Genomic DNA, 25,563 nt, shown 5'->3' on the forward strand with positions numbered 1-25,563 from the left:
GGTGTGGTCGGCGCCGCCCGCAAAGTTACAAAGGCGGCATCGGCGGAGTCTAAGCGAGTCCGCACTCCAGGAACAACGCTCAGCATCGCACCACGGTTCCTGAGCCCGCGAGCACCCTCGCCGTCACGCCCCGAACAGGTCCTGTTGTCCGCTTCCCCCCGTTGTGGAACGGGGCGGTGTGAGGCCGAGATGCGCCCATGCGGCGGGCGTCGCGACTCGTCCACGCGGGGTACGGGCCAGCAGTCCCTCCCGTACGAGGAAGGGCTCGGCGACCTCCTCGACGGTCTCCCGCTCCTCCCCCACCGCGACGGCCAGCGTGGAGAGGCCCACCGGTCCGCCTCCGAACAGCTTCAGCAGCGCTTCCAGGACGCCTCTGTCGAGCCGGTCCAGACCGCGGGCATCGACCTCGTAGACCTTGAGGGCCGCCTCCGCGATGGCGCGGGTGATGACGCCGTCGGCCTTGACCTGCGCGTAGTCCCGGACGCGGCGCAGCAGGCGGTTGGCGATACGGGGGGTGCCGCGCGAGCGGCCGGCGATCTCGGCGGCGCCTTCGGTACCGATCTCGACGTCGAGGAGGTTCGCGGAGCGGTGGATGACGCGCTGCAGCTCGGCCGGTTCGTAGAACTCCATGTGCGCGGTGAAGCCGAAGCGGTCGCGCAGCGGGGGCGGCAGCAGTCCCGCGCGCGTGGTGGCGCCGACCAGCGTGAACGGGGGCAGTTCGAGGGGGATGGCGGTGGCACCGGGGCCCTTGCCGACGATCACGTCGACGCGGAAGTCCTCCATCGCCATGTAGAGCATCTCCTCGGCTGGCCGGGACATGCGGTGGATCTCGTCGAGGAAGAGGACCTCGCCCTCCTGGAGGGAGGACAGGATCGCCGCGAGGTCGCCGGCGTGCTGGATGGCGGGGCCGCTGGTGATGCGGATGGGGGCGCCCATCTCGGCCGCGATGATCATCGAGAGGGTGGTCTTGCCGAGGCCGGGGGCACCGGAGAGCAGGACGTGGTCGGCGGTGGCGCCGCGCGCGCGTGCGGCGCGCAGGACGAGGTCGAGCTGTTCGCGGACCTTCTCCTGGCCGATGAACTCGTCCAGGTCCTTGGGACGCAGGGCGGCCTCGACGGCCTGGTCCTCACCGTCGGCGGACGCGGCGACGAGCCGCTCGGGGGCGGTGCTCTCGTCGGTCGTGTCGTCCCAGTTCACTGCGTTCTCCTAGCTGGGTGCGCCGGATGCGTGTGTCGGCCGGGGGTCCGGGGGTTGTCCCCCGGAACAGCACAGCATGCGTGTGCCTCGCGGTCGCGGTCGGTCGGGTGGTTCGTGCGGAGGGGCGTACGGCGGTGGGGGCCGCCGCAGGTCAGCGAGCTCCTGCCGGCCGTCGGGTCCCGCCGGTCAGCGGGCTCTGTTGAGGGTCTGCAGGGCCGCCTTCAGCAACTGGCCCACCTGGGGCGTGCCTTCGGCAGCCTCGGCCTGGGGTGTCACCGCGGCGACCGCCTCGTCGGCTTCCCGGGTCGCGTACCCGAGGCCGATCAGGGCCGCGTGCAGTTGGTCGCGCCAGCCGGTGGTGACCGGGGAACCGATGGCGGGGCCCGTGCCGAGGGGGGCGCCGAGGCGGTCCTTCAGTTCCAGGAGCAGCTTCTGGGCGCCCCTCTTGCCGATGCCGGGCACCGCGATCAGCGCCTTCTCGTCCGCCGTGGCCACCGCGCGGCGCAGGGCGTCCGGCGAGTGGACGGCCAGCATGGCCTGGGCGAGGCGGGGGCCGACACCGCTCGCGGTCTGGAGCAGCTCGAAGGTCTGTCGTTCGTCGTCGTCCGTGAAGCCGTACAGGGTCAGGGAGTCCTCGCGGACCACCAGGGAGGTGGCGAGTCTGGCCTGCTGTCCCATGCGGAGTCCGGACAGGGTGTTGGGGGCGCACTGGACGGCGATGCCGATCCCACCCACCTCGACCACCGCGGAGTCGGGGGCGAGGGCGGCCACCGGGCCGCTGACGAAGGCGATCATGCGAGGCGGCCTTTCGGGGTGGGTGCGGTGGGCGATGCGGCCGCTCTGGCGGCCTGCGCCTTGTGGAGAGCGACGGCCTGCTGGAACCGGTTCTGCGCGACGGCCTGCTCAAGGCGCGTCTGGGCGGGTGCGCGCCAGATGTGGCAGATGGCGAGCGCGAGGGCGTCGGCGGCGTCGGCGGGCTTGGGGGGTGCGTCGAGCCGGAGCAGCCGGGTCACCATTGCGCCGACCTGGGCCTTGTCGGCCCGTCCGCTGCCGGTGACGGCGGCCTTGACCTCGCTGGGGGTGTGCAGGGCGACGGGGATGCCGCGCCGGGCCGCACACAGCATCGCCACGGCGCTGGCCTGCGCCGTCCCCATCACCGTACGGACGTTGTGCTGGCTGAACACCCGCTCCACGGCGACGAATTCGGGCCGGTGCTCGTCGAGCCACTGCTCGATGCCCCGCTCGATCTCGACGAGCCGCAGGCCCAGTTCGGCATCCGGGGGCGTGCGTACGACGCCGACGCCGATCATCGTCAGCGGGCGCCCGGGGACACCCTCGACGACGCCGACACCGCATCGGGTCAGTCCCGGGTCAACTCCCAGTACGCGCACCCGCCCCACCCCTCTGTCCGGTCGCGGTCCGTCGACGGTGATCTTTGACTGCCGTCAGGCTATCCGCTGCCACTGACAACGGCGGCGGGCCGGTAGGACGTGTCCCACCGACCCGCCGGAACCGCTCGCCTCAGGGGCTCGCGCGGCAGTGCTACGCGTCGACCTTCTCCATGACCTCGTCGCTGACGTCGAAGTTGGCGAAGACGTTCTGCACGTCGTCGCTGTCCTCCAGGGCGTCGATCAGCTTGAAGATCTTCCTGGCGCCCTCTTCGTCCAGCTCGACCTGCATGGTCGGGACGAAGTTGGCGTCGGCGGAGTCGTAGTCGATGCCGGCCTCCTGGAGCGCGGTGCGCACCGCGACCAGGTCGGTGGCCTCGGAGATGACCTCGAAGGACTCACCGAGGTCGTTGACCTCCTCCGCACCGGCTTCCAGCACGGCGCCCAGGACGTCGTCCTCGGTCAGCTCACCCTTGGGGACGACGATGACGCCCTTGCGGTTGAAGAGGTACGAGACGGAACCGGGGTCGGCCATGTTGCCGCCGTTGCGGGTCATGGCGACGCGGACGTCCGAGGCGGCGCGGTTGCGGTTGTCGGTGAGGCACTCGATGAGCACCGCGACACCGTTGGGGCCGTAACCCTCGTACATGATCGTCTCGTAGTCGGCGCCACCGGCTTCGAGACCGGCGCCGCGCTTGACGGCGGAGTCGATGTTCTTGTTCGGGACCGAGCTCTTCTTGGCCTTCTGGATGGCGTCGAACAGCGTCGGGTTGCCGGACACATCAGCGCCGCCCGTACGTGCCGCGACCTCGATGTTTTTGATCATCTTCGCGAAGAGCTTGCCGCGCTTGGCGTCGATCACGGCCTTCTTGTGCTTCGTCGTAGCCCATTTAGAGTGGCCGGACATCTGCCTGTCTCCTTCGCGTAACCCAACTCTGTACGAACCCCAGAGATCCTACAAGGACTCCGCTGCAGGGTCCGCGCCCACGGCGCGTGCCATGTGGGCCCTCACCATCTCGACGAAGAGGGAGTGCACGCGGTGGTCGCCGGTCAGTTCCGGGTGGAACGACGTGGCGAGGGCGTTGCCCTGGCGTACGGCGACGATGTGACCGGCGTGCTCGGCGAGCACCTCGGCCTCGGCGCCCACGGACTCGACCCAGGGGGCGCGGATGAAAACGCCCTCCACAGGATCGCCCTCCACGCCCGTCACGTCGACCGTCGCTTCGAAGGACTCGTTCTGGCGTCCGAAGGCGTTGCGGCGCACGATCATGTCGATGCCGCCGACCGTCTCCTGGCCCGAGCGCGGGTCGAGGATCTTGTCGGCGAGCATGATCATGCCGGCGCAGGTGCCGTACACGGGCATTCCGGCGCGCACGCGCGCGCGGAGGGGCTCCATCACGCCGAAGAGGACGGCCAGCTTGGAGATGGTGGTCGACTCCCCGCCTGGGATGATCAGCCCGTCCACCTCAGCGAGTTCCTCGGGGCGTCGTACCGGCCTGGCCAGGGCGTCGGCCTCGGCCAGGGCGATGAGGTGCTCCTGCACATCGCCCTGGAGGGCCAGGACCCCGATGACGGGGGTGTCGTACATGGGTGACATGAGTGCTACCAGCCCCGGTTGGCGTAGCGCTCGGTCTCGGGCAGCGTGTCGCAGTTGATGCCGACCATGGCCTCGCCGAGGTTGCGGGACGCGTCCGCGATGATCTTCGGGTCGTCGTAGAAGGTGGTCGCCTTCACGATGGCGGCGGCGCGCTTGGCGGGGTCGCCGGACTTGAAGATGCCGGAGCCGACGAAGACGCCCTCGGCGCCCAGCTGGCGCATGAGCGCGGCGTCGGCCGGGGTCGCCACGCCGCCGGCGGAGAACAGCACGACCGGCAGCTTGCCGAGGTCGGCGACCTCCTGGACGAGTTCGTACGGGGCGCGCAGGTCCTTGGCGGCGGCGTACAGCTCGTTGTTGTCGTAGCCGCGCAGACGGGCGATCTCGTTCTTGATCTGCCGCAGGTGGCGGACGGCCTCGACGACGTTGCCGGTGCCGGCCTCGCCCTTGGAGCGGATCATCGCGGCGCCCTCGGCTATACGGCGCAGCGCCTCTCCGAGGTTGGTGGCACCGCAGACGAAGGGGGTGGTGAAGGCCCACTTGTCGGAGTGGTTGACCTCGTCGGCCGGGGTCAGCACCTCGGACTCGTCGATGTAGTCGACGCCGAGGGACTGCAGGACCTGGGCCTCGACGAAGTGGCCGATGCGGGACTTCGCCATGACCGGGATGGACACGGCCTCGATGATGCCCTCGATCATGTCCGGGTCGGACATACGGGCCACGCCGCCGTCCTTGCGGATGTCCGCCGGGACGCGCTCCAGGGCCATGACGGCGACGGCTCCGGCGTCCTCGGCGATCTTGGCCTGCTCGGCGTTGACCACGTCCATGATCACACCGCCCTTGAGCTGCTCGGCCATGCCGCGCTTCACGCGCGCGGTGCCGGTTTCGGGCGTCTGGGCGGAGTTGGAGAACGTGCTGGACACGGTTTGACCTCACTCGGTGAAAGAGGGCTGCTGCGGTACTGAGGAAACGTGAGGCGAGCAGGCCACCGCAAGGGCCAATGGGGAGCCGGTGGATCGTTTTCGCCCCCGCCGCCCCTACCCGTCCCATCCTGTTCCTGGGGGCTGCGCCCCCAGACCCCCGCTGTCGGCCCTGAAGGGGCCTCGTCCTCAAACTCCCCCAGAGGGGGGACCCCCAACGGGCTGGGTTTCAGCCCCTCCGGCGTTTGAGGAGCGGGGGTTCGGGGGCGGAGCCCCAGAAGGATGGGACGGGTAGGGGCGGCGGGGGCGAAAAAATGGCCTTACGCCGGCGCGCGCTCCGCCAGTGCCCCCGGCGGTTCGTCGTCCATCTCGAACGCCAGGGGGAACGGGGCGTGCCCCGCCAGCCGGAACCATCGCACCTTTCGGTGCCGGCGCAGCGCCCGCGCCGCCCGCACCGCGTCGTTGTGGAACCGCCGTGCCATCGGTACCCGGATCACCGCCTCGGTCAGCTCACCCGCCGCGGCCTCCCCGCCGGGGACCTCGCGTACCGCCTCGACCTGTCCCGCCTCCGCGAAGACGGCCCGCAGCGCCTGGCTCAGCTCGCTCTCGGCGACCTCCCGCTGCTCCTCCTCGGCCTGCCGCGCGGCGTGCGCCGCCTCGTAGAGCACGATCGAGGCGGCTGGATCGAGGACACCCGACGTGGCCAGTTCCTGGGCGACGGAAGCCCGGCGCAGCAGCTGTGCGTCGAGGCCGGCGCGGGTGGCGTCGATGCGTGCGTGCAGGCGGTCGAGCCGCCCTGCGGTCCAGCTCAGATAGAGGCCGATCGCGACGAGCCCGACAAGGATCCAGATGAGGGTTGCGGTCACGGGCGGCAAGGCTACCGTTCACCGGCGCCGCTCCCGCGTACCCCCGGTGGCTGCCTGGGTCAGTCCCTGGCCAGCCCCAACCGCGCCCGCAGCCCCGTCGTCGTCCGCTCGTCCGCCGCGACCGCCGTCGTGCCGTCCGTCACCGTCTCGTACACCGAAAGGATGTCCGCCCCGACCGTCGACCAGTCGAACCGCCGCACATGGGCGCTGCCCCGCTCCCGCAGCTGCGCGCGGCGGCCGGGGTCGCCCAGGAGCCGGACGGCCGCGTCGGCCAGGGCGTCCGCGTCCCCGTTCGTGAACAGTTCGCCCGCCGCTCCGTGGTCCAGGACCTGGGCGAAGGCGTCGAGGTCGGAGGCCAGGACGGGTGCACCCGCCGACAGCGCCTCGACCAGGATGATCCCGAAGCTCTCGCCGCCGGTGTTGGGGGCGATGTACACGTCCACGCTGCGCAGCAGCCGCGCCTTGTCCTCGTCGCTGACCATGCCCAGGAACTCGACCCGCGAGCGCAGCTCCGGCGGCAGGTCCTCCAGCGCCTCCTCCTCGTCGCCCTTGCCCGCGACCAGCAGCCTGGTCGCCGGACGGGCGTCGAGGATCTTCGGGAGCGCCTTCATGAGGACCGGCAGGCCCTTGCGGGGTTCGTTGATGCGGCCGATGAAGCCGATCGTGTCGCCCTGCCACCCGGGCTTCGGCTTGGCTCCGGCGAAGGAGTCGACGTCGACTCCGTTCGGGATGACCACCGCGTCGCCGCCCAGGTGTTCCACCAGGGTGCGCCTGGCGTACTCGCTCACCGCGATCCGGGCGCTGATCTTCTCCAGGGCGGCCTGCAGGATCGAGTACGCGGCGATCATGGCCCGGGAGCGCGGGTTCGAGGTGTGGAAGGTGGCCACGATCGGGCCCTGGGCCGCCCAGCAGGCCAGCAGGCCGAGCGAGGGCGAGGCCGGCTCATGGATGTGGATCACGTCGAACTCACCGTCGTGCAGCCACCGCCGCACCCTTGCCGCCGACAGGAAGCCGAAGTTCAGCCGGGCCACCGAGCCGTTGTACGGCACCGGGACAGCGCGGCCGGCCGACACGACGTACGGCGGAAGGGGGGTGTCGTCGTCGGCGGGGGCGAGGACGGACACGTCGTGGCCCAGGCGGATGAAGTACTCGGCCAGGTCGCGGATGTGGAACTGGACGCCGCCCGGTACGTCCCAGGAGTACGGGCAGACGATGCCGATCTTCACGGGGTGCCCTCTCCCGTGCTCTTCTCTGTGCTCTGCTCCGGATCCCTGCTCTTCTCCGGGTCCTTCGCGGGGTCGAGATCCGCGAGCCACAGCCGCTGCAGCATGTGCCAGTCCTCCGGGTGATCGGCGATTCCCGTGGCGAAGGCATCGGCCAGCGCCTGTGTCATGACAGACGTCTTCTCGGCCTTCGTACCTGTCTCGGGTACCTCGATCGGGGGGTGGACACGGCCTCGCATGATCGGCGAGTCGTCGTACCAGAGGGTCACGGGGAGCAGGAGTGCGCCCGTCTGCTGGGCCAGCAGGGCCGGACCGGCCGGCATCCGGGCCGCGTCGCCGAAGAACTTCACCTCGACGCCCGAGGCGGACAGGTCCCGGTCGGCGACCAGGCAGACCAGGCCACCGTCCCGCAGCCGCCGTGCCAGGGTGCCGAACGCGGTGCCGCCGCTGTGCGGCAGTACCTCCATGCCCAGGCCCTCGCGGTAGGCGACGAAACGGTCGTAGAGCGTCTCCGGCTTCAGGCGCTCGGCGACCGTCGTGAACCGTGTCTCCAGCTTGGTGGTGACCCAGGCACCGGCCAGGTCCCAGTTGCCCAGGTGCGGAAGCGCGAGTATCACGCCCCGGCCCGAGGCCAGACCGTCGGTCAGATTGTGCAGGCCCTCCGGGTCGAAGCCCGTCCGCACCCGCTCCGGGCTCCACGTCGGGAGGCGGAAGGACTCCATCCAGTAGCGCAGATACGAACGCATGCCCGCCCGCGACAGTTCGGCGAGGCGCTGCGGGCTCGCGTCGGGCACCACGCGCGCGTAGTTCGATTCGAGCCGTCGTACGCGCTCTCCGCGCCGCTTCCAGGCGAGGTCGGCGATGGTCCGGCCGAGCCGGTCGGCGACGGGCTCGGGGAGCTTTTTGACGGCGCCCCAGCCCGCCGCGTACGCACCGTCCGTGAGCCGCCCCCGCAGGTCGCTCACGACGCCGTCTCGCTGCTCTGGGCGGGGTTCTCGCTCGCGGCTGCGGCGTCCGCCTCCGCGGCCTCCCGGCGGACCGTGACGACGCGCTGGATCAACGTGACCAGGCTGCCGACGGCGACGATCCACAGGGCGACCGGCAGCAGGTACTGGATGCCGGGCACCCCGAACTTGTGCAGGCCCGCGAGACCGGCCGCGACCAGCGAGACCACCAGGCGCTCGGCGCGTTCCACCAGACCGTTGACGGCGACCGGCAGACCGATCGACTCGCCGCGCGCCTTGGTGTACGAGACCACCTGGCCGCTGGTCAGACAGAAGATCGAGACCGCGCACAGGACGTTGTCGTCGCCGCCGCCCGCGTACCAGAGGGCGAAGCCGCCGAAGATCGCGCCGTCGGCCACCCGGTCGAGGGTGGAGTCCAGGAAGGCGCCCCAGCGGCTGGAACGGCCCAGCTGGCGTGCCATGTTGCCGTCGACGAGGTCCGAGAACACGAACAGCGTGATGACGATCGTGCCCCAGAAGAGCTCGCCCCTGGGGTAGAAGACCAGCGCGCCCGCGATCACTCCGGCGGTGCCGAGGAGCGTGACCGTGTCGGGGCTGACGCCCCGGCGGATGAGAAACGCTGCGAACGGTGTGAGGACACGCGTGAAGAATGCACGCGCGTACTTGTTCAGCATGGCCTTCCCGAGGGTCGGTGTCGCCGCGCGGCCCCTACTGGCCACCGGCTGGCCCATCGTAGCGACGCGCGCGCGTGTGCGACGGTCGGGCACCCGCGCCCCTGTGTCACGGCCTGACGGCATCCGGGTCACGGCGGGATGTCGGCAGGCCGGATCTCCCTCCGCGGACGGGTCCCGCGCGCGGGACCCGTCCGCTCAGTCGCGTCCGTCGTATGGACGCACCGTGACACGAGTGCAAAGCTCGAAAGCACCGCGGGCGCCATCGGAGCCGCCGCCCAACGCGGATTCGGCCCGTCCGCGCCCACAGTGACCTCACCGTGCACGGGAGGCAGGACCATGGGCGACAAGGCGAACGCACACCCCGGAGCCGCCGGCAGGGCTACGGCGGCCGACCACCCCGCGTCCGTACGGAATGTGGTGCTGGTCGGCCACTCCGGATCGGGCAAGACGACTCTGGTGGAGGCTCTCGCGCTGACCGCGGGGGCGGTCAACCGGGCGGGCCGGGTGGAGGACGGCGGCACCGTCTCCGACTACGACGAGATCGAGCACCGGCAGCACCGCTCGGTACAGCTCTCGCTGGTACCCGTCGAATGGGGTGGATACAAGATCAATATTCTGGACACTCCCGGATACGCCGACTTTGTCGGGGAGCTCAGGGCCGGTCTGCGTGCGGCGGACGCGGCCCTTTTCGTCGTCTCGGCCTCGGACGGGGTGGACGGCTCGACGCGGATGGTGTGGGAGGAGTGCGCGGCCGTCGGTATGCCGCGAGCCATCGTCGTCACGCATCTGGAGTCCGCGCGCGCGGACTTCGACGCCATGACGCGGACCTGCGCGGAGGCCTTCGGCGCGGACGACCCCGACGCCGTACTGCCGCTCTACCTGCCGTTGCACGGCGCGCCGGGGCCGGACGGGCACGCGCCCGTGACCGGGCTGACGGGGCTGCTGTCGCGGAAGCTGTTCGACTACTCCTCCGGGGAGCGCGAGGAGTCCGTACCGGGCCCCGACCTGCTCCCGGGCCTTGAGGGGGCCCGCAACCGGCTCATCGAGGGGATCATCGCGGAGAGCGAGGACGAGACCCTCATGGACCGCTATCTGGGCGGCGAGGAGATCGACGTCAAGACCCTGGTCGACGACCTGGAACGCGCCGTCGCGCGCGGGACCTTCTTCCCCGTGCTCGCCGCCGCCCCCGCCGCCGAGGGCGCCCGGCAGGGCCTGGGCACGGTGGAGCTGCTGGAGCTGGTCACCGGGGGCTTCCCGACCCCGCTGGAGCGTGCGGCGCCCGGGGTCACCACGGTGGACGGCCGCCCTCGCGAGCTGAAGCCCTGCGATCCGGACGGCCCGCTCGTCGCGGAGGTCGTGAAGACGGCCAGCGACCCCTACGTGGGCCGGGTGTCGCTCGTCCGCGTCTTCTCCGGCACCCTGCGCCCCGACGAGACGGTGCACGTCTCCGGGCACGGCCTCGCCGATCGCGGCCACGAGGACCACGACGTCGACGAGCGGGTCGGCGCCCTGTCCGCACCCTTCGGCAAACAGCAGCGCACGCTCACGCACTGCATCGCGGGCGACCTGGCCTGTGTGGCGAAGCTGAACCGGGCGGAGACCGGCGACACCATCTCCGCGAAGGACGACCCGCTGCTGATGGAACCGTGGGTGATGCCCGACCCGCTGCTGCCGCTCGCCATCCAGGCGCACAGCAAGGCGGACGAGGACAAGCTCTCGCAGGGCCTCGCCCGACTCGTGGCCGAGGACCCCACCATGCGGCTCGAACACAACCAGGACACCCACCAGGTGGTCCTGTGGTGCCTGGGCGAGGCCCACGCGGACGTCGCCCTGGAACGGCTGCGCAACCGGTACGGAGTCCAGGTCGACGTCGTACCGCACAAGGTCTCCCTGCGGGAGACGTTCGGCGGGCGGTCCGCGGGGCGCGGACGGCATGTCAAGCAGTCCGGTGGGCACGGGCAGTTCGCGATCTGCGCGATCGAGGTGGAGCCGCTGCCGGGCGGCTCGGGCATCGAGTTCGTCGACAAGGTCGTCGGGGGCGCCGTGCCCAGGCAGTTCATCCCGTCCGTGGAGAAGGGCGTACGTGCCCAGGCCGTCAAGGGGGTCGTCGCCGGCTATCCGCTCATCGACGTGCGGATCACGCTGCTCGACGGCAAGGCGCACTCGGTGGACTCCTCCGACGCCGCGTTCCAGACCGCCGGCGCGCTCGCGCTGCGCGAGGCCGCCGCCGATGTGAAGATCCATCTCCTCGAACCTGTGGCCGAGGTGACGGTGCTCGTCGGCGACGACTACGTGGGGTCCGTGATGAGCGACCTCTCGGGGCGGCGTGGCCGGGTCGTCGGCACCGAGCAGGCGGGCGGCGGGCGGACCCTCGTACGCGCCGAGGTGCCCGAGATCGAGATCGACCGGTACGCCGTCGATCTGCGTTCCCTGTCGCACGGCACCGCCCGCTTCGACCGCAGGTACGCGCGGCACGAACCCATGCCGCCGCAGATCGCCGAGAAGGTCCGTGAACAGGCCGAGGGCGCCGCGTAGTTGGCTTCCGGTACCTCACAAGTCGCCTTCACGGAACGCTTTCCTCCACTTCGGCGGACGGCTTGTGCCGTCCGCCGCCCAATTGTCGGTGGCTGCGGATACGCTGATCACCTGATCAAGTTGTGACTCGATCAACGTGATGACCTGTTCAACAGGTGTGCGGAGCACGGAAGTCGGGAAAGGCCGCAGAAGCGGGTACGGCGGCGAGGGGGCGGCACAGTGGCGGACGACGGTTTCGATTTCAGTCCCGGGGCGCAGGTGCCTCTGTCGGGCTCCGCGGGCCAGACGGCGGCGACCTTCGCGCTGGCCTCGGCGGCCTACCGGGAGGACGACGAGGTCACCAAGATCCTGGAAGCGGACAACGAGTGGCACCAGTCGACGGTCAAGCCGCCCCGAGGTGCCTTTGGGAAGATCTTCCGGCCCAAGCTCGGTGAGGCCTTCTCGCGCGCGGTGATCGACCGCATGCTGGGTGCCGGCCGCAAGCCGCTCATCCAGTCCTTCGGCACCGAGCCGCAGGTCATCGTGGAGCACGCCCTCGCGGCCCACCGCATCCGGCGGGACCGCGACAACTGGCTCTCCGCGGTGATGGTGCTGTGCGGGGTGCTCTTCCTCCCCGGACTCCTGCTGTGGCTGCTGGTCTTCGTCGGCCGCGCGAACGTCGCCAAGCGCGCCGACAAGCGGGCCTCCGCCCTCGCCACCACCCTGCTGGTCGCCGTGGGCGCCTTCGCCGTGATCTTCCTGGTCAAGATGCCGTTCACCGGCTTCTGGGCCTGGTACGCACGCGCATGCGTCGTGCTGCCGGTCGTGGGCTGGCTGTGGGCCAAGCAGATCTGCGAGCGCACCGCCCAGGACCTCCGCGACCGCTGGGCCGGCCTGCTGGCCGGCGGTGGCGTCGGCGCGAAGATCCCCGAGGCGGTCCCCGGCAGCCCCGGCGAGACCGCCGCCGAACACCTGCGCAAGGAACTGGCCCGGCTCAGCGCCGAGCAGCAGTCCAACTCGGTCTTCTACGCCGGCCCCAAGGGCATACTCGGCATGGGCACCCGGTGGGGCAGCTGGCAGCTCGCCGAGGAGCTGGTCCCCCGGGAGGCGGGCAAGGAGATCCACCCCTTCCGCAGCTGGGACGTCATACGTTCGATCCACGACAAGCTGCGCATGCTGGAGCGCGGCCCGCTCAACACCGGCGGATTCACCAAGCCGACCCTGAAGCACTGGATCGTGACCCCCGTCGGCGAGGGCGCCAAGGAGGTCTCCCGGCCCAGCGGCACGGACGTGGACGCGTACCAGATCAAGAACCACGCGATACAGGACATCTGCAACAAGCAGCAGTTCGGCAGCGGCCAGCGGCACTACCTCGGGGTCCAGTGGACGCTCTGGGACGGCCAGTTGATCATCACGATGCTCATCACGGTGACCGTCCTGCACGAGACTCTGCGCATCGAAGTGACCGGGCACGCGCTCGGTCCGGTGCACTCCCTCTTCACCAGTAAACCCGCGGCGAAGGAGAAGGAGGTCCAGAAGTCGGTCAGGTTCTGGGAGACCCGGAAGGTCAAGCTGCCCCTGGTCGACGCGGACGAGGTCGTGCGGCTCGCCGCGCGTGCGCCCCTGACCTGGTACCCGCCGCTGCTGAACTGGCTGGGTGGCTCACTGGCTCTGCCGGAACCGTTCGGACTGCGGCACTCGTGGGCGGACCAGCCGTGGCGGCACCGCTTCATGGCAGACGACGCGCTGCGGGCGGCCACCCCGGTGCTGCGGGTCGTGCACGCGGCGGCGATCAAGGTCCTGGAGGAGAACGGGGCGGACACCGAGAAGTTCGGCACGCGGTCGTCGTTCCTCAGCACGGCGGTGCAGGATCCTATGCCGCGGAAGGCGGACGTCTACGACGCGTAGGCCTCCGGCGGTTGGGCGGTGGGGTCTGTTGGGGTGGGCGTCTGTCTGGGGGCTGCCGCCCCCAGGCCCCCGCTTCGGCCCTTAAGGGGCCTCGTCCTCAAACGCCGGACGGGCTGGGGGTGCGGGTCTGGGCTCGTCCTCAAACGCCGGACGGGCTGGGGGTGCCTGGGCCCGCGCTCGTGGGCCAGGCCTCCGACAGCATTTTTCTTGTGTCGCCCAGGAGTTGTGGGAGCACCTTCGTGTGGCCCACCACCGGCATGAAGTTCGTGTCGCCGCCCCAGCGCGGGACGATGTGCTGGTGCAGGTGGGCCGCGATACCCGCGCCCGCCACCGTGCCCTGGTTCATCCCGATGTTGAACCCGTGCGCCCCGGACGCCCTGCGCAGGGCCGTCATCGCCTGCTTGGTCAGTTCGGCCAGTTCGGCGGTCTCGGAGTCCGTCAGGTCCGTGTAGTCGGCGACATGCCGGTAGGGCACGACCATCAGATGGCCGCCCGTGTACGGGTACAGATTCAGTACGGCGTAGACCTGCTCGCCGCGCCTGAGGATGAGGCCGTCCTCGTCGGACTTGGCCGGGATCGAGCAGAAGGGACAGCCGTCGTCGGCCCCCGGGCCGGTCGGCTTGTTCTCGCCCTGGATGTAGGCCATCCGGTGAGGCGTCCACAGGCGCTGAAACGCGTCCTGCGTCCCGACTCCGATCTGCTGCTCCGGCTCACTCGTCATGCCATGCAGCATATTGCTTCGCCCATGTGGAGCGTGTCGCCGGGGCACGCCCCGGGACACCCGCCGCCAAGCTGGCGGAATGGACCACGACAGCCGCACGGAACGCTGGGAGCGGCGCACCGAGATCCCGCTCGGGGTGGCGTCCCTGCTCCATCTCACCCCGTACGCGGTACACGTCCTTGCCCTCGGCGGGTCCGGCGCCGGACGAGTCCTCTGGCCGGCGGTGCTGCTGGCCGCCTGGGCGGTCTTCGCGCTGGACTACGCGGTGCGCCGGCGGCTGAACGGCGTCGGTGCCCGGTTCGTACGGACACACTGGCTGGACACCCTCGTCCTGCTGCTGCACCTGCGTGGCAGTCCCCGGCTCGCGATGCACGCGCGCGTGATCGTCTACGCCGGTCTGTCGGTGGCACTGCTGGGGTTCACCGGCGCGCTGGCCGTGTACCAGCAGGAGCACAGCGAGCCCGGCGCGACGATCCGGACGTTCGGCGACGTCGTGTGGTGGACCTGCGCCACGCTCGCGACCGTCGGGTACGGCGATGTCTCTCCCGTGACTCCGGTCGGCCGGCTGGTCGCCGTGGGCCTGATGGCGTGCGGCCTCGCACTGTTGGGGGCGGTGACGGGGTCGTTCTCGTCGTGGCTGCTGCAGGTGTTCTCGCGGGAGGAGGAGCCGGCGCCGGACGGGCCCGAGGACGGCTAGAGGCCCCCGGGGAAGTGACTTCTCCGGGGGCCCCGACAGCTCTCGATCAGACCTGTACCCGCTCCGCCACGACCTTCGCGATCTTCGCGAGGGCGTCCGCGAAGGGGATGCCGTTCTCCTGCGAACCGTCCCGGTAGCGGAAGGACACCGTCTCACCGTTCATGTCGTCGTCGCCGACGATGACCATGAAGGGCACCTTCTGCTTCTGCGCGTTGCGGATCTTCTTCTGCATACGGTCGGACGACGAGTCCACCTCGACCCGCAGCCCCTGCTTCTTCGCCTCGGCGGCGAACTTCTGCAGGTACTCCACGTGCCCGTCGCCGATCGGGATGCCGACCGCCTGGACCGGCGCCAGCCATGCCGGGAACGCGCCCGCGTAGTGCTCGAGCAGGACGGCGAAGAACCGCTCGATGGAGCCGAACAGGGCGCGGTGGATCATCACCGGGCGCTGCTTGGAACCGTCGGGCCCGGTGTACTCCAGGTCGAACCGCTCCGGCAGGTTGAAGTCGAGCTGCACGGTCGACATCTGCCAGGTACGGCCGATCGCGTCCTTCGCCTGGACGGAGATCTTCGGCCCGTAGAAGGCCGCGCCACCGGGGTCGGGGGTCAGCGGCAGACCCTGCTTCTCGGCCACCTGACGCAGCGTCTCCGTGGCCTCCTCCCAGATCTCGTCCGAGCCGACGAACTTCTCCGGGTCCTTGGTCGACAGCTCCAGGTAGAAGTCGGTGAGGCCGTAGTCGCGCAGCAGGTTCAGGACGAAGGTGAGCGTCTTGTCGAGCTCCTCCGCCATCTGCTCCTTGGTGCAGTAGATGTGCGCGTCGTCCTGCGTGAAGCCCCGGGCGCGGGTCAGGCCGTGCACGACGCCCGACTTCTCGTACCGGTACACGGTCCCGAACTCGAAGAGGCGCAGCGGGAGTTCACGGTAGGAACGGCCGCGGGCGTCGAAGATCAGGTTGTGCATCGGGCAGTTCATGGGCTTGAGGTAGTAGTCCACGCCCTCGTCGAGCTGCATGGGCGGGTACATGCCGTCGGCGTACCAGTCCAGGTGGCCCGAGGTCTCGAAGAGCTTCCCCTTCGTCGCGTGCGGGGTGTAGACGAACTCGTAGCCCTCCTCCTCGTGGCGGCGGCGCGAGTAGTCCTCCATCACCCGGCGGACGATGCCGCCCTTGGGGTGGAAGACGGCCAGGCCGGAGCCGATCTGGTCGGGGATGGAGAAGAGGTCCAGCTCGTTGCCCAGCTTGCGGTGGTCACGCTTCTCGGCCTCGACGAGGAAGTCGAGGTGCGCCTTCAGCTCCTCCTTGGAGGGCCAGGCGGTGCCGTAGATGCGCTGGAGCATCGGGTTCTTCTCGCTGCCCCGCCAGTAGGCGGCGGCGTTGCGCATCAGCTTGAAGGCCGGGATGTTCCGGGTGGTGGGCAGGTGGGGACCACGACACAGGTCCTTCCAGCACAGGTCGCCGGTCTTCGCGTCGAGGTTGTCGTAGATGGTCAGCTCGCCGGAGCCGACCTCGACGTTCGCGCCGTCGTCGGTCGAGGCGGAGCCCTTGATGCCGATCAGCTCCAGCTTGTACGGCTCCGACGCCAGCTCCTCGCGAGCCGCCTCGTCGGTCACCACACGGCGGGAGAACCGCTGACCGCGCTTCTGGATCTCCTGCATCTTCTTCTCGATGACCTTGAGGTCCTCGGGCGTGAACGGCTTCTCGACGTCGAAGTCGTAGTAGAAGCCGTCCTTGACCGGCGGGCCGATGCCGAGCTTGGCCTCCGGGAACAGCTCCTGCACGGCCTGGGCCATCACATGGGCGGTGGAGTGGCGGAGGATGTTCAGGCCGTCCTCGGAGGAGATCTCGACCGGCTCGACCTCCTCGCCGTCGGCCACCGCGTACGCGAGGTCCTTGAGCTCTCCGCCCACGCGCGCGGCGACGATCGAACGTTCGCCGGCGAAGAGGTCGGCGGCCGTAGTCCCCGTCGTCACCACGCGCTCTTCCCGCTCGGAATCGCGATGGATGATCACACGGACGTCTGACACCGGTCTCTCCTGACTGCAGGTGGGTGCGGCGCCATACCGGGAGCGCGCGCAGTTAGGGATCGTACCGACCCGGGCCCGCCCTCCGCGAAACAGATACCGGGAGGCCCTTGTCACCGCCGCCCTCAGGCGTCCCCGCTGCACGCCTCCTCGAAGAAATCGAGGTTCTCCTGCAGCGACTTCATCAGCCGGTCCCGCTCCGCCTCGTCCACCTGCACGGGTACGACCCCGGAGGCCTGGGTCAGCCGCCGGAAGCCGCCCCGGCTCTCCAGCCGGCCGTGCACCCGCACCGGCAGCCCGACCAGGTGCGCGTGTCCGGCGATCCGGTACGCCTCCTCGTCCAGCGTCATCCGGACGTGCGGGATCTCGGCGCCGGCCAGTACCCGCAGGCGTACGGCGCCTTCGCCGCGCGGCCCCGACCTGCGCATCCGTACGACGGTGCCGGTGATGCGGACCGGCACCGAGGGTTCCTCGCGAAGGTACCGGGAGCCGGCCGCGCGCAGGGCGGGCAGATCTCCGGGCGAGAACTCGACAGGCTCGGGGCGGGCCGAGCAGCCTTCGGGGACCAGCGCGCCGGGTGCCCACTCGACGGCGATCCGGGCGCCCTCCGTACCGCGTACCAGGCCGACGAGGGCCTCTGTCAGCTCATGGCTGACGCCCGCCTCGACGGCTCCGTCGAAGGCGTCCATGCCGCCGGTGGCCCGGTGGTAGTCGATGGCCTCGCGGGTCGCGTACAGGGCCTGGTGGAGCCGTACGGCGAGGGGGCGGCCGGTGCCGACGGGGACGAACGCGGTGAGACTGCGCCCTCCGGGGGCGGCGCCGACGAGAACCTGGTCGAGGAGGGCGTCGGCGGTCCTGCGGTGGCGGGCGCCGTAGTAGCCGGCACGCGCGCGCGTGGCGAGGGCTCCGGCGAGCATCATCCGGCGGGCGGCCGAACGCAGCTGTTCCTCGACGGGCCAGGAGGCGATGCCGGCGGGGCCCGTCGGCACGTCACGCCACCAGCGGATCTCGTCGCTGGGCACGGCGAGGGCGACGAGCACCTCGCGCGCGGCGGGCGATCCGCTGCGGGCCAGCGCGACGAGGGCCTCGCCGAGCAGGTCATCACTGTCGGGGAACGCCCGGCTCTCGGGCACGAGGAGGCTCGTGCCGTTGCCGCCGGGCCCGGGTGGGGTCCAGCGGCCGTACCGTCCGGCGGCTCCCCCGCGCCGTTGCCAGCCGTGCCGGCGCAGAAGGGCGCCGAGCACGGTGGGGTCGACCTGTTCGGGGGCGGGCGGTTCGTCGTGCCAGGGGGTGTCCACAGGGTGCGGGCGGACGGGCCGCAGGGGCTCCTCGTTGGGCCGGTGCGTCACGGTCTGCCTCCCGTCCCGACCCGCGTCATGATCTCGCAGAGCGCGCGGTCGTCGAAGATGCGTGAGGTCGGTATCCGCACGGTGGTCCGGTGCCGGCCGGTGATGCGCTGGCCGGCGAGGTTGATCCAGTAGCAGCAGTGCCGCAGGTCGAGGCGGTCGTGACCGGCGCGCAGCCAGTCGTCCTGCGCGCGCGGTACGAGCATCACGACCAGGATCTTGTGCACCGAGACCGGGGTGCGGGCGAGTTTGGCCAGGTGGGCGTTGTCGAGCGTGAAGGAGAAGTACGGGCCCGGCGGGTTCGGTGCGATCTGGTACGTGCACTTCAGCTGGACCTTGATGGTGACCTCGTCGTCGACCGTGTGCCCGGGGGAGCCGTGGCTGACGTGCCAGTCGATGCCGTTGTCGGGGAACGGCTGGGACAGTGAGCAGCCAGCCGCCGCGGCCACGGCGTGCAGATAACCCACCTGCAGGGTCTCCATACAGGCGGTGGCGGCGAGGGTGCCTCGATGGGGTGCCGTGCGCTCGGGCAGCAGCCCGCCCCGTTCGGGCTGCGCTATCGCCATGACCAAATGCCTTCCAAGACAGACGAATTACCATGACAGGCCACTGAAGTGCGTAAACCTGTACCTCTGTTGTCTCCTTCCGGCGTACGGCGCAAACAGCCCGGGTATCACCAAACAGGCAGAAGACGGTGCGTCAGCTGCCGTGGGTGAACGAGGAGTTGCATAGGTATGACGTGCTGGTACGAGGGCCCTTTGGCCGCGTTCGACACGGAGACCACGGGTGTGGACGTCGAGACCGACCGGATCGTGTCGGCCTCAGTCGTGGTCCAGGAAGGTCCGGCCATCCGGCCGCGGGTCAGCCGCTGGCTGATCAACCCGGGTGTGCCCGTGCCCGCTTCGGCGACGGCGGTGCACGGGCTGACGGACGAACATCTTCAGCGCAACGGCCGCTGGCCGTCCCCTGTGGTGGAGGAGATAGCCCGGGCGCTGGCGGAGCAGGCCGCGGCGGGCCGCCCGCTGGTCATCATGAACGCGCCCTTCGATCTGACCATGCTGGACCGGGAGTTGCGCCGCCATCGCGCCTCGTCGCTCGACCGCTGGTTCGAGTCGACACCGCTGCTGGTGCTGGATCCCCGGGTCCTGGACAAGCACCTGGACCGCTACCGCAAGGGCCGCCGCACCCTGACGGACCTGTGCGCGCACTACGGCGTGACGCTGGAGGGCGCCCATGACGCGGCGGCGGACGCGTTGGCCTCCCTGGAGGTCGTACGGGCGGTCGGGCGCCGTTTCGCGACCCGGCTGGAGCGCCTCTCCCCCGCCGAACTGCACACGCTCCAGGCGGTGTGGCACGCGGGGCAGGCGCGCGGCCTGCAGGCGTGGTTCGCGAAGAGCGGTACGCCGGAGGCGGTCGATCCGGCGTGGCCACTGCGTCCGGAGATGCCGGCGGCGGCCTAGCCGTACGGCTGCTTCACGGCAGCTGTGCGAGCGCATGAAAAAAACCGGTCCGTCGATGACGGACCGGCTTTCCCGGTGGGCGATACTGGGTTCGAACCAGTGACCTCTTCGGTGTGAACGAAGCGCTCTCCCACTGAGCTAATCGCCCGGGAACGCACCGAACAATACAGGTCCGGACGGGCTTCGTTCAAACCGCTTCGTTCAGACCGCTTCGGTCAGGCCGCTTCGGTCAGGCCGCGCGGAGGTGTGCGGCCAGTCCTCGGCGTCCCGCGCGCATCATCAGGGCGTGGTTGGCGCGGAAGAGCGGCCGGCCGGGCACGGCGAGGCGGCGCATCAGCGGCTTGGTGACGTCCACTTCCTGGTCGTAGTCGGCCCGGGTGCCGGAGCCGGCCGCGGTGAGTGTCCAGCGTGCCCAGCCGTCGAGGTCGCCGGTCATGGCGATCTCCAGGACTCCGGCCGCCGGATCGCGGCGCACCTCGCGCGCGGTGAAGGTCAGGTCGTAGGGCAGCAGGGAGCGGATGCGGATGACCCCGCTGGTGTCGTCGATGCGGTCGACCGCGCGCACCTGCGGCCACCAGCGGGGGTACTCCTCGGCCTGCTCCAGGGCGTCGTACACGGCGGCGAGGGGCGCTGCCAGGGTCCAGCGGGCGCGGAAGCGGTAGTGACTCCAGTCCATGGGGGGAGTGTGCCCGCGTGCCCGCCCTCACCACGGCATCGCGTGGCGGGGGCGGGCACCGGGGTTCCGTTACGAGGGCATTTTGTCGCCGAGCAGGGCGAGGTTCTCGATGGCGGCGAGGCCGTAGAGGGCGGTGTCGTTGGTGTACACCCAGTTGGCCTCACTGCCCGGGACGAGGGTGACCGGGCCGCTCACCGGCTCGGTCTTCCAGGGCGCCGACTCCTTGTAGCCGTCGGAGTTGTAGAACTTGTCCCAGGCGCGCGCGGCGAGTTTCGCGTCACCGGTCTTCACGGCCGCGTACGCGTCGAGGCGCGAGTGGCCCTGGAACAGCAGCAGGGTGCCGAAGTTGGACCCGTAGCGGGCCGCTTGTTCGGCTTTGGTCGCGTTGAAGTAGCGGCAGTAGTCGAAGTACGCCTCGTTGAACTTCGGCATGTCGACCAGGTCGATGAGTTCGGCACACAGTTCGTTGAGGCCGAAGACCGCGGAGAGGTGCGAGACGCCGACGACGGGCGCCGCGGCGACGGCGAACTTCCCGGTGTCGAGGTCGTACAGCCCGCTGCCCTGCACGAAGCCGTTGGGCTGGGCGGCGATGGTCTCCATGGTGGAGAGCACGCGTGCCTTGGCCTTCTCCCACTTGGGGCCCTTGCGTTCCCACTCGGTCAGCCAGGCCGACACCAGGCCGCTCCAGTCGGTGCCGAAGCCGATCGACAGGGCGTGCCGGTCGGGTGTGTACGGCTCGGTGCGGATCTTGCGCAGCGGGTCCAGGGCGAGGAAGGTCTCGTCGCTGTCGACATTGGCGTGCATGAGGTCGCCGACGCGTTCGTCACCGGTGAGGAAGTAGTAGTAGCGCCGGTAGGTGGTGTTGGCGATGCGCTGCTGCTTGGCGCTGTCGGCGTAGTGCTGGACGCCGTGCCGGGTGCCGAGGCCGGCCCACTGGCCGAGGTGGTAGACGTCGACCTCGCCGGTGTGGCGGGTCATCGCCTCGGCGAAGCGGAAGATGTCGGCGCGGCCGGAGCGCAGGTACGCGAGCCAGAGCCAGAGGTCCGGCGACAGTTCGGAGTTGTCCCAGGCGTAGCCGCCGACGTCGTACCGCCATTGGTGCCTCGCGGGGTCGTACGAGTGCATGATGTCGCCGTAGTCCCAGAAGCCGTACCAACGACGCATCTCCACCTGTTCCTTGTAGTAGGTGAAGAGGAAGTCGAGGTGGTCCTCGATCTTGGCCTTGGCGGGTGTGGAACGGTCGGGTTCGGAGTACAGCCCCGGGCCGAAGACCTGGGCCTTGATGAGCTGCTTGGGCGGGGCGGCCAGCTGCGGCAGCACCCGTACCGCTTCGACCTGTTCGGCGAGTTTCTCGGCGCTCGGGGTCGACTCGTTGGCCCAGAAGAGGAGTTCGGAGGTACGGGCGATGCCGTAGGGGGTGCCGAAGCCGGGTTCGTAGTCCTCGTAGGTGATGTTGAGGCCTTCGAGCTGTTCGGCGAACGTGTCCTGGCCCATGCCGTCGTGGTAGAAGCGCAGGTCCATGGGCTGGGCCTCGGGCGACCAGAGCCAGAGGGTGACCTCGGCCTCGTCGGTCTGGGCGTCGCGGATGTCGAGCTGGGCGGGGTGCTTCTCCCAGAAGTCCCGCAGGCCGAAGGAGAGTCCGCCGCTGGCCCCGCCGACGTAACCGAACCCGGAGGCGCGCTTGCCGCCGCCGGCGCCGATCCAGCCGTGGCCCTTCTTGGTTCGCTTGCGGAGGGTGAAGCCGTCGGCGGAGAGCTGGGAGAGCGTGTAGTCGCCCCACTCGGGGATGTACTGGAGGCGGGTGGTGACGCGCTGGTCCCAGGTCGAGGGGTCGGGCAGCCTCTCCCCCGCGAACTGGGCCGCCTGGACGGCCGCTCCGGGGTCGCGCCGCAGCCCGGTGATGCCCTTGACGGCCTCGCGCAGCAGCCCGGCGCCGTCGCCGCCGATCCGGATGTGCCGGTCGTACGAGGCGTCCCGCATCGGCACGCTGAAGCGGACCCCGATGCCGCGGATGAAGTCGCCGGAGGCCTTGCCGGGTTCCTGGGTGCCGTCGTACGTGATGGTGTGGACCATGCGGAAGGAGTCGGCGCCCGCATAGAAGTAGAGGCGGATCGAGAAGGGGAGCCAACTGCGGCTGCCCTTGCGGTGCTTGCCGTCGATACGGACAACTGCCCTTACCGGGCCGTCCTGTTCGACCTCGACCTTGCTGATGGCGCTGTCGAAGCGCTCGAACCTGGTGGCGCCCTGGTCCTCGTCCTCGATCTCGGGCTGGCGGATGAGGACGAGCCGCCCGTTCTTCGCGATCTCGGTGGAGCCGCGGGTCACCGACTTGACCAGCGTGGAGCCGGACTTGGCGATGCGGGCGGTGATGACTCCGGTCGATATGTCGATGGTTCCGCCGCTCTTGTCGACGGTGATCCTCGCGGCGGGGGTCTCGGGCGTCCCGGCGGCGAGCATCAGCTTGCCGTTGCCCGAACTGACCGCGTGCGCGGTCCACTTGAGGGATCCGTCGGGCCAGTAGGCGAGCGGCCAGGACTGTACGGGGACGGACTTGCCGTCGGCGTCCGTGAGCGCGAAGGTCTGGCCGGCGTCATGGGTGCCCTTCGGCCAGGGCACGCCGACCGTGGAACCGGGGGCGGCACCGAGGCCGCCGTCCTCCAGCCAGTCCAGGGTCACGGGACCGGAGTCGGTCTCGGCGGCTCCGGGCGCGGCCTGCGCGTCCTTCGCTCCCAGGGCCCAGCTGAACTGGGCGGCGGCTCCGGCGACTGCGGCGGCCTTGAGAAGGGACCTGCGGGGGATGGGAGACATGAGGGACCAGCCTTTCCTTTCCGTGCGGATGCGGGGGTGGTCAGGGGCATGAAGAGAGCAGGGGGCGTGAGGAGTTCAGGGGCATGGCAGAGAGAGGTACGACGCCCGGGGCGCCGACCTGGTGCGAGAGCGCCGCCCGTCAGCGGCGCCGGTACCGCTCCTCGACGGCGACGGACGCCGCCGCGACGGCGCCGAGGACGGGCACCGCCAGCGGCGGCAGGAACCCCGCGGACAGCGCTACGACGGCCAGCCCGCAGACGACCAGGAAGGAACCGGCGGGATCGCGCACGGTCCGGCGTCCGGCGTCCGCGAGCAGCGCCCGCCAGCGGTCGCCCGGCGTCCAGACGGCCGCCGCGCGCAGCAGGGCCACGGCGAGTGCGATCAGCGCGAAGATGCCGACGGCCCCGACGAACTGCCCGCCGGGAATGCCGGCCCGCGCGGCCAGGACGTCCACCCAGACCGCGGCGGCCACCGCCCAGCCGACGAGCCCGACGAGCCATCCGCCGCGCACGGCGGCCCGGAAGTCGGCGACGAACTCCCGCCAGCCGCCACCCACATAGGTCGTACGACGCCGCAGATGCCGTGCGCCGGCGGCGAAGGCGGCCGGGTAGGTGAGGACTCCGAGGCAGGCCACGGCGATCCACACGCCGGTGAGCAGACACTCGGCGAAGACCGCGAAGCGCTCGCCGAACACGGACTCCCTGCGCCGAGAGCGTTCCTTCACGCGTGTCGTCTGGGCCATGGTGGCCGCCTCAGCCCTTCAGTCCGGAGGTCGCCATACCGTCGATGAGGTAACGCTGGAAGGCCATGAAGAAGGCGACGACAGGCACCAACGCCACCAGCGACATGGCGATCATGCTGCCGTAGTTGGAGATGCCCTCCTGGTCGCGGAACATCATCAGGCCGAGCGAAACCGTGTACTTGGAAGGGGTGTTGAGGTAGATCAACGGCCCCATGAAGTCGTTCCACGCGTTGATGAAGGTGAAGATGGCGCTGGTGATGATGGCCGGGCGGCTCAGCGGCAGCACGATCGACCAGTAGGTCCTCAGATGCCCGCACCCGTCGAGCTTGGCGGCCTCGTCCAGTTCGCGCGGCAGCCCGCGCATGAACTGCACCATCAGGAAGACGAAGAACGCCTCCGTGGCGAGGAACTTGCCCGCGACGAGCGGCACGAGCGTGTCGATGTAGCCGAGGTTGCGGAACAGCACGTACTGCGGGATGAGCAGCACGTGGTACGGCAGCAGCAGCGTGCCGATCATCAGCGTGAACAGCAGGTTCCGCCCGGCGAAGCGGATCTTGGCGAAGGCGTACGCGGTCAGCGAGCTGGAGATCACCACGCCGACGACGGCCAGGCCCGCGTACATCAGCGAGTTGGTGAAGAAGCTGGTGATGGAGATCCCGGAGATGCCGTCGGCGAGCCCGGAGAAGTTCGCCCAGACCGGCTTGGTGGGCAGCAGGTCGAGGCTGGCGATGATGTCCTTGCTCGGCTTGAACGAGGCGCCGAGCACCCAGATCACCGGGTAGAGGACGACCGCGAGCACAAGGAGCGCGCCCACGTGCCAGGCGAGGGATCCGATGCGCCGCCGCTCGTTCGCGGTGCTCACAACAGGGCTGGTGGCGCTGGTCATTTGGCGGCCTCCTCGTAGTGCACCCACTTCTTCTGCGACCAGAACAGGACCGCCGTGACGAGTGCCACCGCGATCACCAGCGTCCAGGCCATCGCGGAGGCGAAGCCCATCTGGGCCTCCTTGAAGCCCTTCTGGTAGAGGTAACAGGTGTAGACGAGGGTGGCGTCGGCGGGCCCGCACCGGGTGTCGGACACGACATAGGCGGAGCCGAACACCTGGAACGCGTGGATCGACTCCAGCAGCACGTTGAAGAACAGCACCGGGGAGATCATCGGCAGGGTGATGTTCCAGAACCGCCGGAAGGGACCGGCTCCGTCCATCTCGGCGGCCTCGTAAAGCTCTTGCGGCACCTGCTTGAGGCCGGCCAGGAAGATGACCATCGGCGCGCCGAACTGCCAGATGCTCAGCGCCACCAGGGCGTACAGGACGTAGTCCGGGTTGCCGATCCAGCCGCCGACGTCGAGCCCGAAGACCTTCTGGGTACGGTCCACGACGGCGTCGTCGGAGAACAGCGCCCGCCAGACGAAGCCCACGGAGACGCTGGCCCCGATGAGCGACGGCATGTAGAAGGCGGCCCGGTACAGGGACTGTCCGCGCCGCTTCTGCGCGAGCAGCAGCGCCACTCCGAGCGCCAGGAGCAGCTTCAGCGGGGTGGCCACGACGACGTACTTGAGCGTGACCTCGACCGACTTCTGCCAGCGCGGGTCCTGGAACATCGTCGTGAAGTTGTCCAGCCCCACCCACTTGGGCGGCGTGAACAGGTTGTAGCTGGTGAACGCGTAGTACAGCGACGCGATCATCGGCCCCGCCGTGAGCAGCAGGAACCCCGCGATCCACGGCGACATGAAGAGATAGCCGGCGAGGTTCTCGCGGCGCCGCCCGCGCCGCCCGGCGACAGGAGCGGCGGACCGCTTCTGCGCCGGGCGCGCGGGCGCTTCTTTGACGAGCGTCATGGTGG

Annotated in this window: 23 protein-coding genes and 1 tRNA gene; 4 read left to right on the plus strand and 20 right to left on the minus strand. The window is 70.1% G+C overall.

Annotated features, from left to right (window positions below; all coding sequences use genetic code 11):
- Positions 1-123 precede the first annotated feature (123 nt).
- The 10 genes from ruvB to pgsA form a co-directional block, all read right to left on the minus strand.
- Complete coding sequence (gene ruvB / locus OG241_RS10830) at positions 124-1,197, minus strand: Holliday junction branch migration DNA helicase RuvB (RefSeq protein ID WP_319093999.1); 1,074 nt, start codon at positions 1,195-1,197, stop codon at positions 124-126.
- A gap of 186 nt (positions 1,198-1,383) precedes the next feature.
- On the minus strand, positions 1,384-1,992 hold the full coding sequence (gene ruvA / locus OG241_RS10835) for a Holliday junction branch migration protein RuvA (protein WP_405815012.1): 609 nt from the start codon (positions 1,990-1,992) through the stop codon (positions 1,384-1,386).
- Positions 1,989-2,588, minus strand: coding sequence for a crossover junction endodeoxyribonuclease RuvC (gene ruvC, locus OG241_RS10840; protein WP_405815013.1), 600 nt, complete (start codon positions 2,586-2,588; stop codon positions 1,989-1,991). Before ruvC ends, ruvA begins: the two co-directional genes overlap by 4 nt.
- A gap of 151 nt (positions 2,589-2,739) precedes the next feature.
- Positions 2,740-3,492, minus strand: coding sequence for a YebC/PmpR family DNA-binding transcriptional regulator (locus tag OG241_RS10845; RefSeq protein ID WP_405815015.1), 753 nt, complete (start codon positions 3,490-3,492; stop codon positions 2,740-2,742).
- Positions 3,493-3,540: 48 nt separating this feature from the next.
- Positions 3,541-4,173, minus strand: a complete 633-nt coding sequence (gene pdxT / locus OG241_RS10850) for a pyridoxal 5'-phosphate synthase glutaminase subunit PdxT (RefSeq protein ID WP_405815016.1) — start codon at positions 4,171-4,173, stop codon at positions 3,541-3,543.
- 14 nt (positions 4,174-4,187) lie between these two features.
- Positions 4,188-5,036 (minus strand): pyridoxal 5'-phosphate synthase lyase subunit PdxS, encoded by an 849-nt coding sequence (gene pdxS, locus OG241_RS10855; protein WP_405826145.1) that lies wholly within the window; start codon positions 5,034-5,036, stop codon positions 4,188-4,190.
- A 383-nt stretch (positions 5,037-5,419) separates the two neighbouring features.
- Positions 5,420-5,965, minus strand: coding sequence for a hypothetical protein (locus tag OG241_RS10860; RefSeq protein WP_405815017.1), 546 nt, complete (start codon positions 5,963-5,965; stop codon positions 5,420-5,422).
- A gap of 59 nt (positions 5,966-6,024) precedes the next feature.
- Positions 6,025-7,191: a glycosyltransferase family 4 protein gene (locus tag OG241_RS10865; protein WP_405815018.1), complete on the minus strand. Its 1,167-nt coding sequence runs from the start codon at positions 7,189-7,191 to the stop codon at positions 6,025-6,027.
- The gene (locus OG241_RS10870; protein ID WP_405815019.1) at positions 7,188-8,153 is read right to left on the minus strand and encodes a phosphatidylinositol mannoside acyltransferase; all 966 of its coding nucleotides are present in this window, start codon (positions 8,151-8,153) and stop codon (positions 7,188-7,190) included. Before OG241_RS10870 ends, OG241_RS10865 begins: the two co-directional genes overlap by 4 nt.
- Positions 8,150-8,884 (minus strand): phosphatidylinositol phosphate synthase, encoded by a 735-nt coding sequence (gene pgsA / locus OG241_RS10875; protein WP_405815020.1) that lies wholly within the window; start codon positions 8,882-8,884, stop codon positions 8,150-8,152. Before pgsA ends, OG241_RS10870 begins: the two co-directional genes overlap by 4 nt.
- Before the next feature lie 279 nt (positions 8,885-9,163).
- Between pgsA and OG241_RS10880 the strand changes: the two genes are divergently transcribed.
- Together OG241_RS10880 and OG241_RS10885 are read left to right on the plus strand one after the other, a co-directional pair.
- A complete protein-coding gene (locus tag OG241_RS10880; protein WP_405815021.1) occupies positions 9,164-11,362 on the plus strand; it encodes an elongation factor G-like protein EF-G2 in 2,199 nt (732 codons plus the stop codon).
- 219 nt (positions 11,363-11,581) lie between these two features.
- Positions 11,582-13,249: a hypothetical protein gene (locus OG241_RS10885; RefSeq protein WP_405815022.1), complete on the plus strand. Its 1,668-nt coding sequence runs from the start codon at positions 11,582-11,584 to the stop codon at positions 13,247-13,249.
- A 139-nt stretch (positions 13,250-13,388) separates the two neighbouring features.
- Here OG241_RS10885 and OG241_RS10890 read toward each other — a convergent pair whose 3' ends face one another.
- Positions 13,389-13,982 carry an HIT family protein gene (locus tag OG241_RS10890; protein WP_405815023.1) on the minus strand — a complete coding sequence of 198 codons (594 nt, stop codon included), beginning with the start codon at positions 13,980-13,982 and terminating at the stop codon, positions 13,389-13,391.
- 67 nt (positions 13,983-14,049) lie between these two features.
- Here OG241_RS10890 and OG241_RS10895 point away from each other — a divergent pair, with 67 nt between their 5' ends.
- The gene (locus tag OG241_RS10895; protein ID WP_405815024.1) at positions 14,050-14,667 is read left to right on the plus strand and encodes a potassium channel family protein; all 618 of its coding nucleotides are present in this window, start codon (positions 14,050-14,052) and stop codon (positions 14,665-14,667) included.
- 46 nt (positions 14,668-14,713) lie between these two features.
- Here OG241_RS10895 and thrS read toward each other — a convergent pair whose 3' ends face one another.
- The 3 genes from thrS to OG241_RS10910 form a co-directional block, all read right to left on the minus strand.
- A complete protein-coding gene (gene thrS / locus OG241_RS10900) occupies positions 14,714-16,690 on the minus strand; it encodes a threonine--tRNA ligase (RefSeq protein WP_405815025.1) in 1,977 nt (658 codons plus the stop codon).
- 122 nt (positions 16,691-16,812) lie between these two features.
- Positions 16,813-18,036, minus strand: a complete 1,224-nt coding sequence (locus tag OG241_RS10905) for a hypothetical protein (protein ID WP_405815026.1) — start codon at positions 18,034-18,036, stop codon at positions 16,813-16,815.
- Positions 18,033-18,599, minus strand: coding sequence for a DUF4365 domain-containing protein (locus OG241_RS10910; protein ID WP_405815027.1), 567 nt, complete (start codon positions 18,597-18,599; stop codon positions 18,033-18,035). The genes OG241_RS10905 and OG241_RS10910 overlap by 4 nt, the downstream gene beginning before the upstream one ends.
- A 168-nt stretch (positions 18,600-18,767) precedes the next feature.
- On the opposite strand from OG241_RS10910, the gene OG241_RS10915 reads away from it, so the two are divergent.
- Positions 18,768-19,493: a 3'-5' exonuclease gene (locus OG241_RS10915; RefSeq protein WP_405815028.1), complete on the plus strand. Its 726-nt coding sequence runs from the start codon at positions 18,768-18,770 to the stop codon at positions 19,491-19,493.
- A 76-nt stretch (positions 19,494-19,569) separates the two neighbouring features.
- On the opposite strand, the gene OG241_RS10920 is transcribed toward OG241_RS10915, so the two are convergent.
- The 6 genes from OG241_RS10920 to OG241_RS10945 form a co-directional block, all read right to left on the minus strand.
- A tRNA-Val gene (locus OG241_RS10920) sits at positions 19,570-19,641 on the minus strand.
- A gap of 81 nt (positions 19,642-19,722) precedes the next feature.
- Positions 19,723-20,169 (minus strand): SRPBCC family protein, encoded by a 447-nt coding sequence (locus tag OG241_RS10925; RefSeq protein ID WP_405815029.1) that lies wholly within the window; start codon positions 20,167-20,169, stop codon positions 19,723-19,725.
- A 69-nt stretch (positions 20,170-20,238) separates the two neighbouring features.
- A complete protein-coding gene (locus tag OG241_RS10930) occupies positions 20,239-22,977 on the minus strand; it encodes a Tat pathway signal sequence domain protein (RefSeq protein ID WP_405815030.1) in 2,739 nt (912 codons plus the stop codon).
- A 139-nt stretch (positions 22,978-23,116) separates the two neighbouring features.
- Positions 23,117-23,719 carry a hypothetical protein gene (locus OG241_RS10935; RefSeq protein ID WP_405815032.1) on the minus strand — a complete coding sequence of 201 codons (603 nt, stop codon included), beginning with the start codon at positions 23,717-23,719 and terminating at the stop codon, positions 23,117-23,119.
- Positions 23,720-23,729: 10 nt separating this feature from the next.
- Positions 23,730-24,605 (minus strand): carbohydrate ABC transporter permease, encoded by an 876-nt coding sequence (locus OG241_RS10940; protein ID WP_319094019.1) that lies wholly within the window; start codon positions 24,603-24,605, stop codon positions 23,730-23,732.
- Positions 24,602-25,558, minus strand: a complete 957-nt coding sequence (locus tag OG241_RS10945) for a sugar ABC transporter permease (RefSeq protein ID WP_319094020.1) — start codon at positions 25,556-25,558, stop codon at positions 24,602-24,604. The genes OG241_RS10940 and OG241_RS10945 overlap by 4 nt, the downstream gene beginning before the upstream one ends.
- Between the last annotated feature and the right edge of the window lie 5 nt (positions 25,559-25,563).

Source organism: Streptomyces sp. NBC_01390, from assembly GCF_045040105.1.
In the GTDB taxonomy this organism is placed as follows: domain Bacteria; phylum Actinomycetota; class Actinomycetes; order Streptomycetales; family Streptomycetaceae; genus Streptomyces.

Coding starts and splice junctions, on each gene's coding strand:
- OG241_RS10890 (WP_405815023.1), bottom strand. CDS start 13,982: ATGCTGCATGGCATGACGAGTGAGCCGGAGCAGCAGATCGGAGTCGGG.
- OG241_RS10925 (WP_405815029.1), bottom strand. CDS start 20,169: ATGGACTGGAGTCACTACCGCTTCCGCGCCCGCTGGACCCTGGCAGCG.
- OG241_RS10895 (WP_405815024.1), top strand. CDS start 14,050: ATGGACCACGACAGCCGCACGGAACGCTGGGAGCGGCGCACCGAGATC.
- pdxT (WP_405815016.1), bottom strand. CDS start 4,173: ATGTACGACACCCCCGTCATCGGGGTCCTGGCCCTCCAGGGCGATGTG.
- OG241_RS10945 (WP_319094020.1), bottom strand. CDS start 25,558: ATGACGCTCGTCAAAGAAGCGCCCGCGCGCCCGGCGCAGAAGCGGTCC.
- OG241_RS10880 (WP_405815021.1), top strand. CDS start 9,164: ATGGGCGACAAGGCGAACGCACACCCCGGAGCCGCCGGCAGGGCTACG.
- OG241_RS10935 (WP_405815032.1), bottom strand. CDS start 23,719: ATGGCCCAGACGACACGCGTGAAGGAACGCTCTCGGCGCAGGGAGTCC.
- OG241_RS10915 (WP_405815028.1), top strand. CDS start 18,768: ATGACGTGCTGGTACGAGGGCCCTTTGGCCGCGTTCGACACGGAGACC.
- OG241_RS10940 (WP_319094019.1), bottom strand. CDS start 24,605: ATGACCAGCGCCACCAGCCCTGTTGTGAGCACCGCGAACGAGCGGCGG.
- OG241_RS10910 (WP_405815027.1), bottom strand. CDS start 18,599: ATGGCGATAGCGCAGCCCGAACGGGGCGGGCTGCTGCCCGAGCGCACG.
- ruvA (WP_405815012.1), bottom strand. CDS start 1,992: ATGATCGCCTTCGTCAGCGGCCCGGTGGCCGCCCTCGCCCCCGACTCC.
- OG241_RS10930 (WP_405815030.1), bottom strand. CDS start 22,977: ATGTCTCCCATCCCCCGCAGGTCCCTTCTCAAGGCCGCCGCAGTCGCC.
- pgsA (WP_405815020.1), bottom strand. CDS start 8,884: ATGGGCCAGCCGGTGGCCAGTAGGGGCCGCGCGGCGACACCGACCCTC.
- OG241_RS10845 (WP_405815015.1), bottom strand. CDS start 3,492: ATGTCCGGCCACTCTAAATGGGCTACGACGAAGCACAAGAAGGCCGTG.
- pdxS (WP_405826145.1), bottom strand. CDS start 5,036: ATGGCCGAGCAGCTCAAGGGCGGTGTGATCATGGACGTGGTCAACGCC.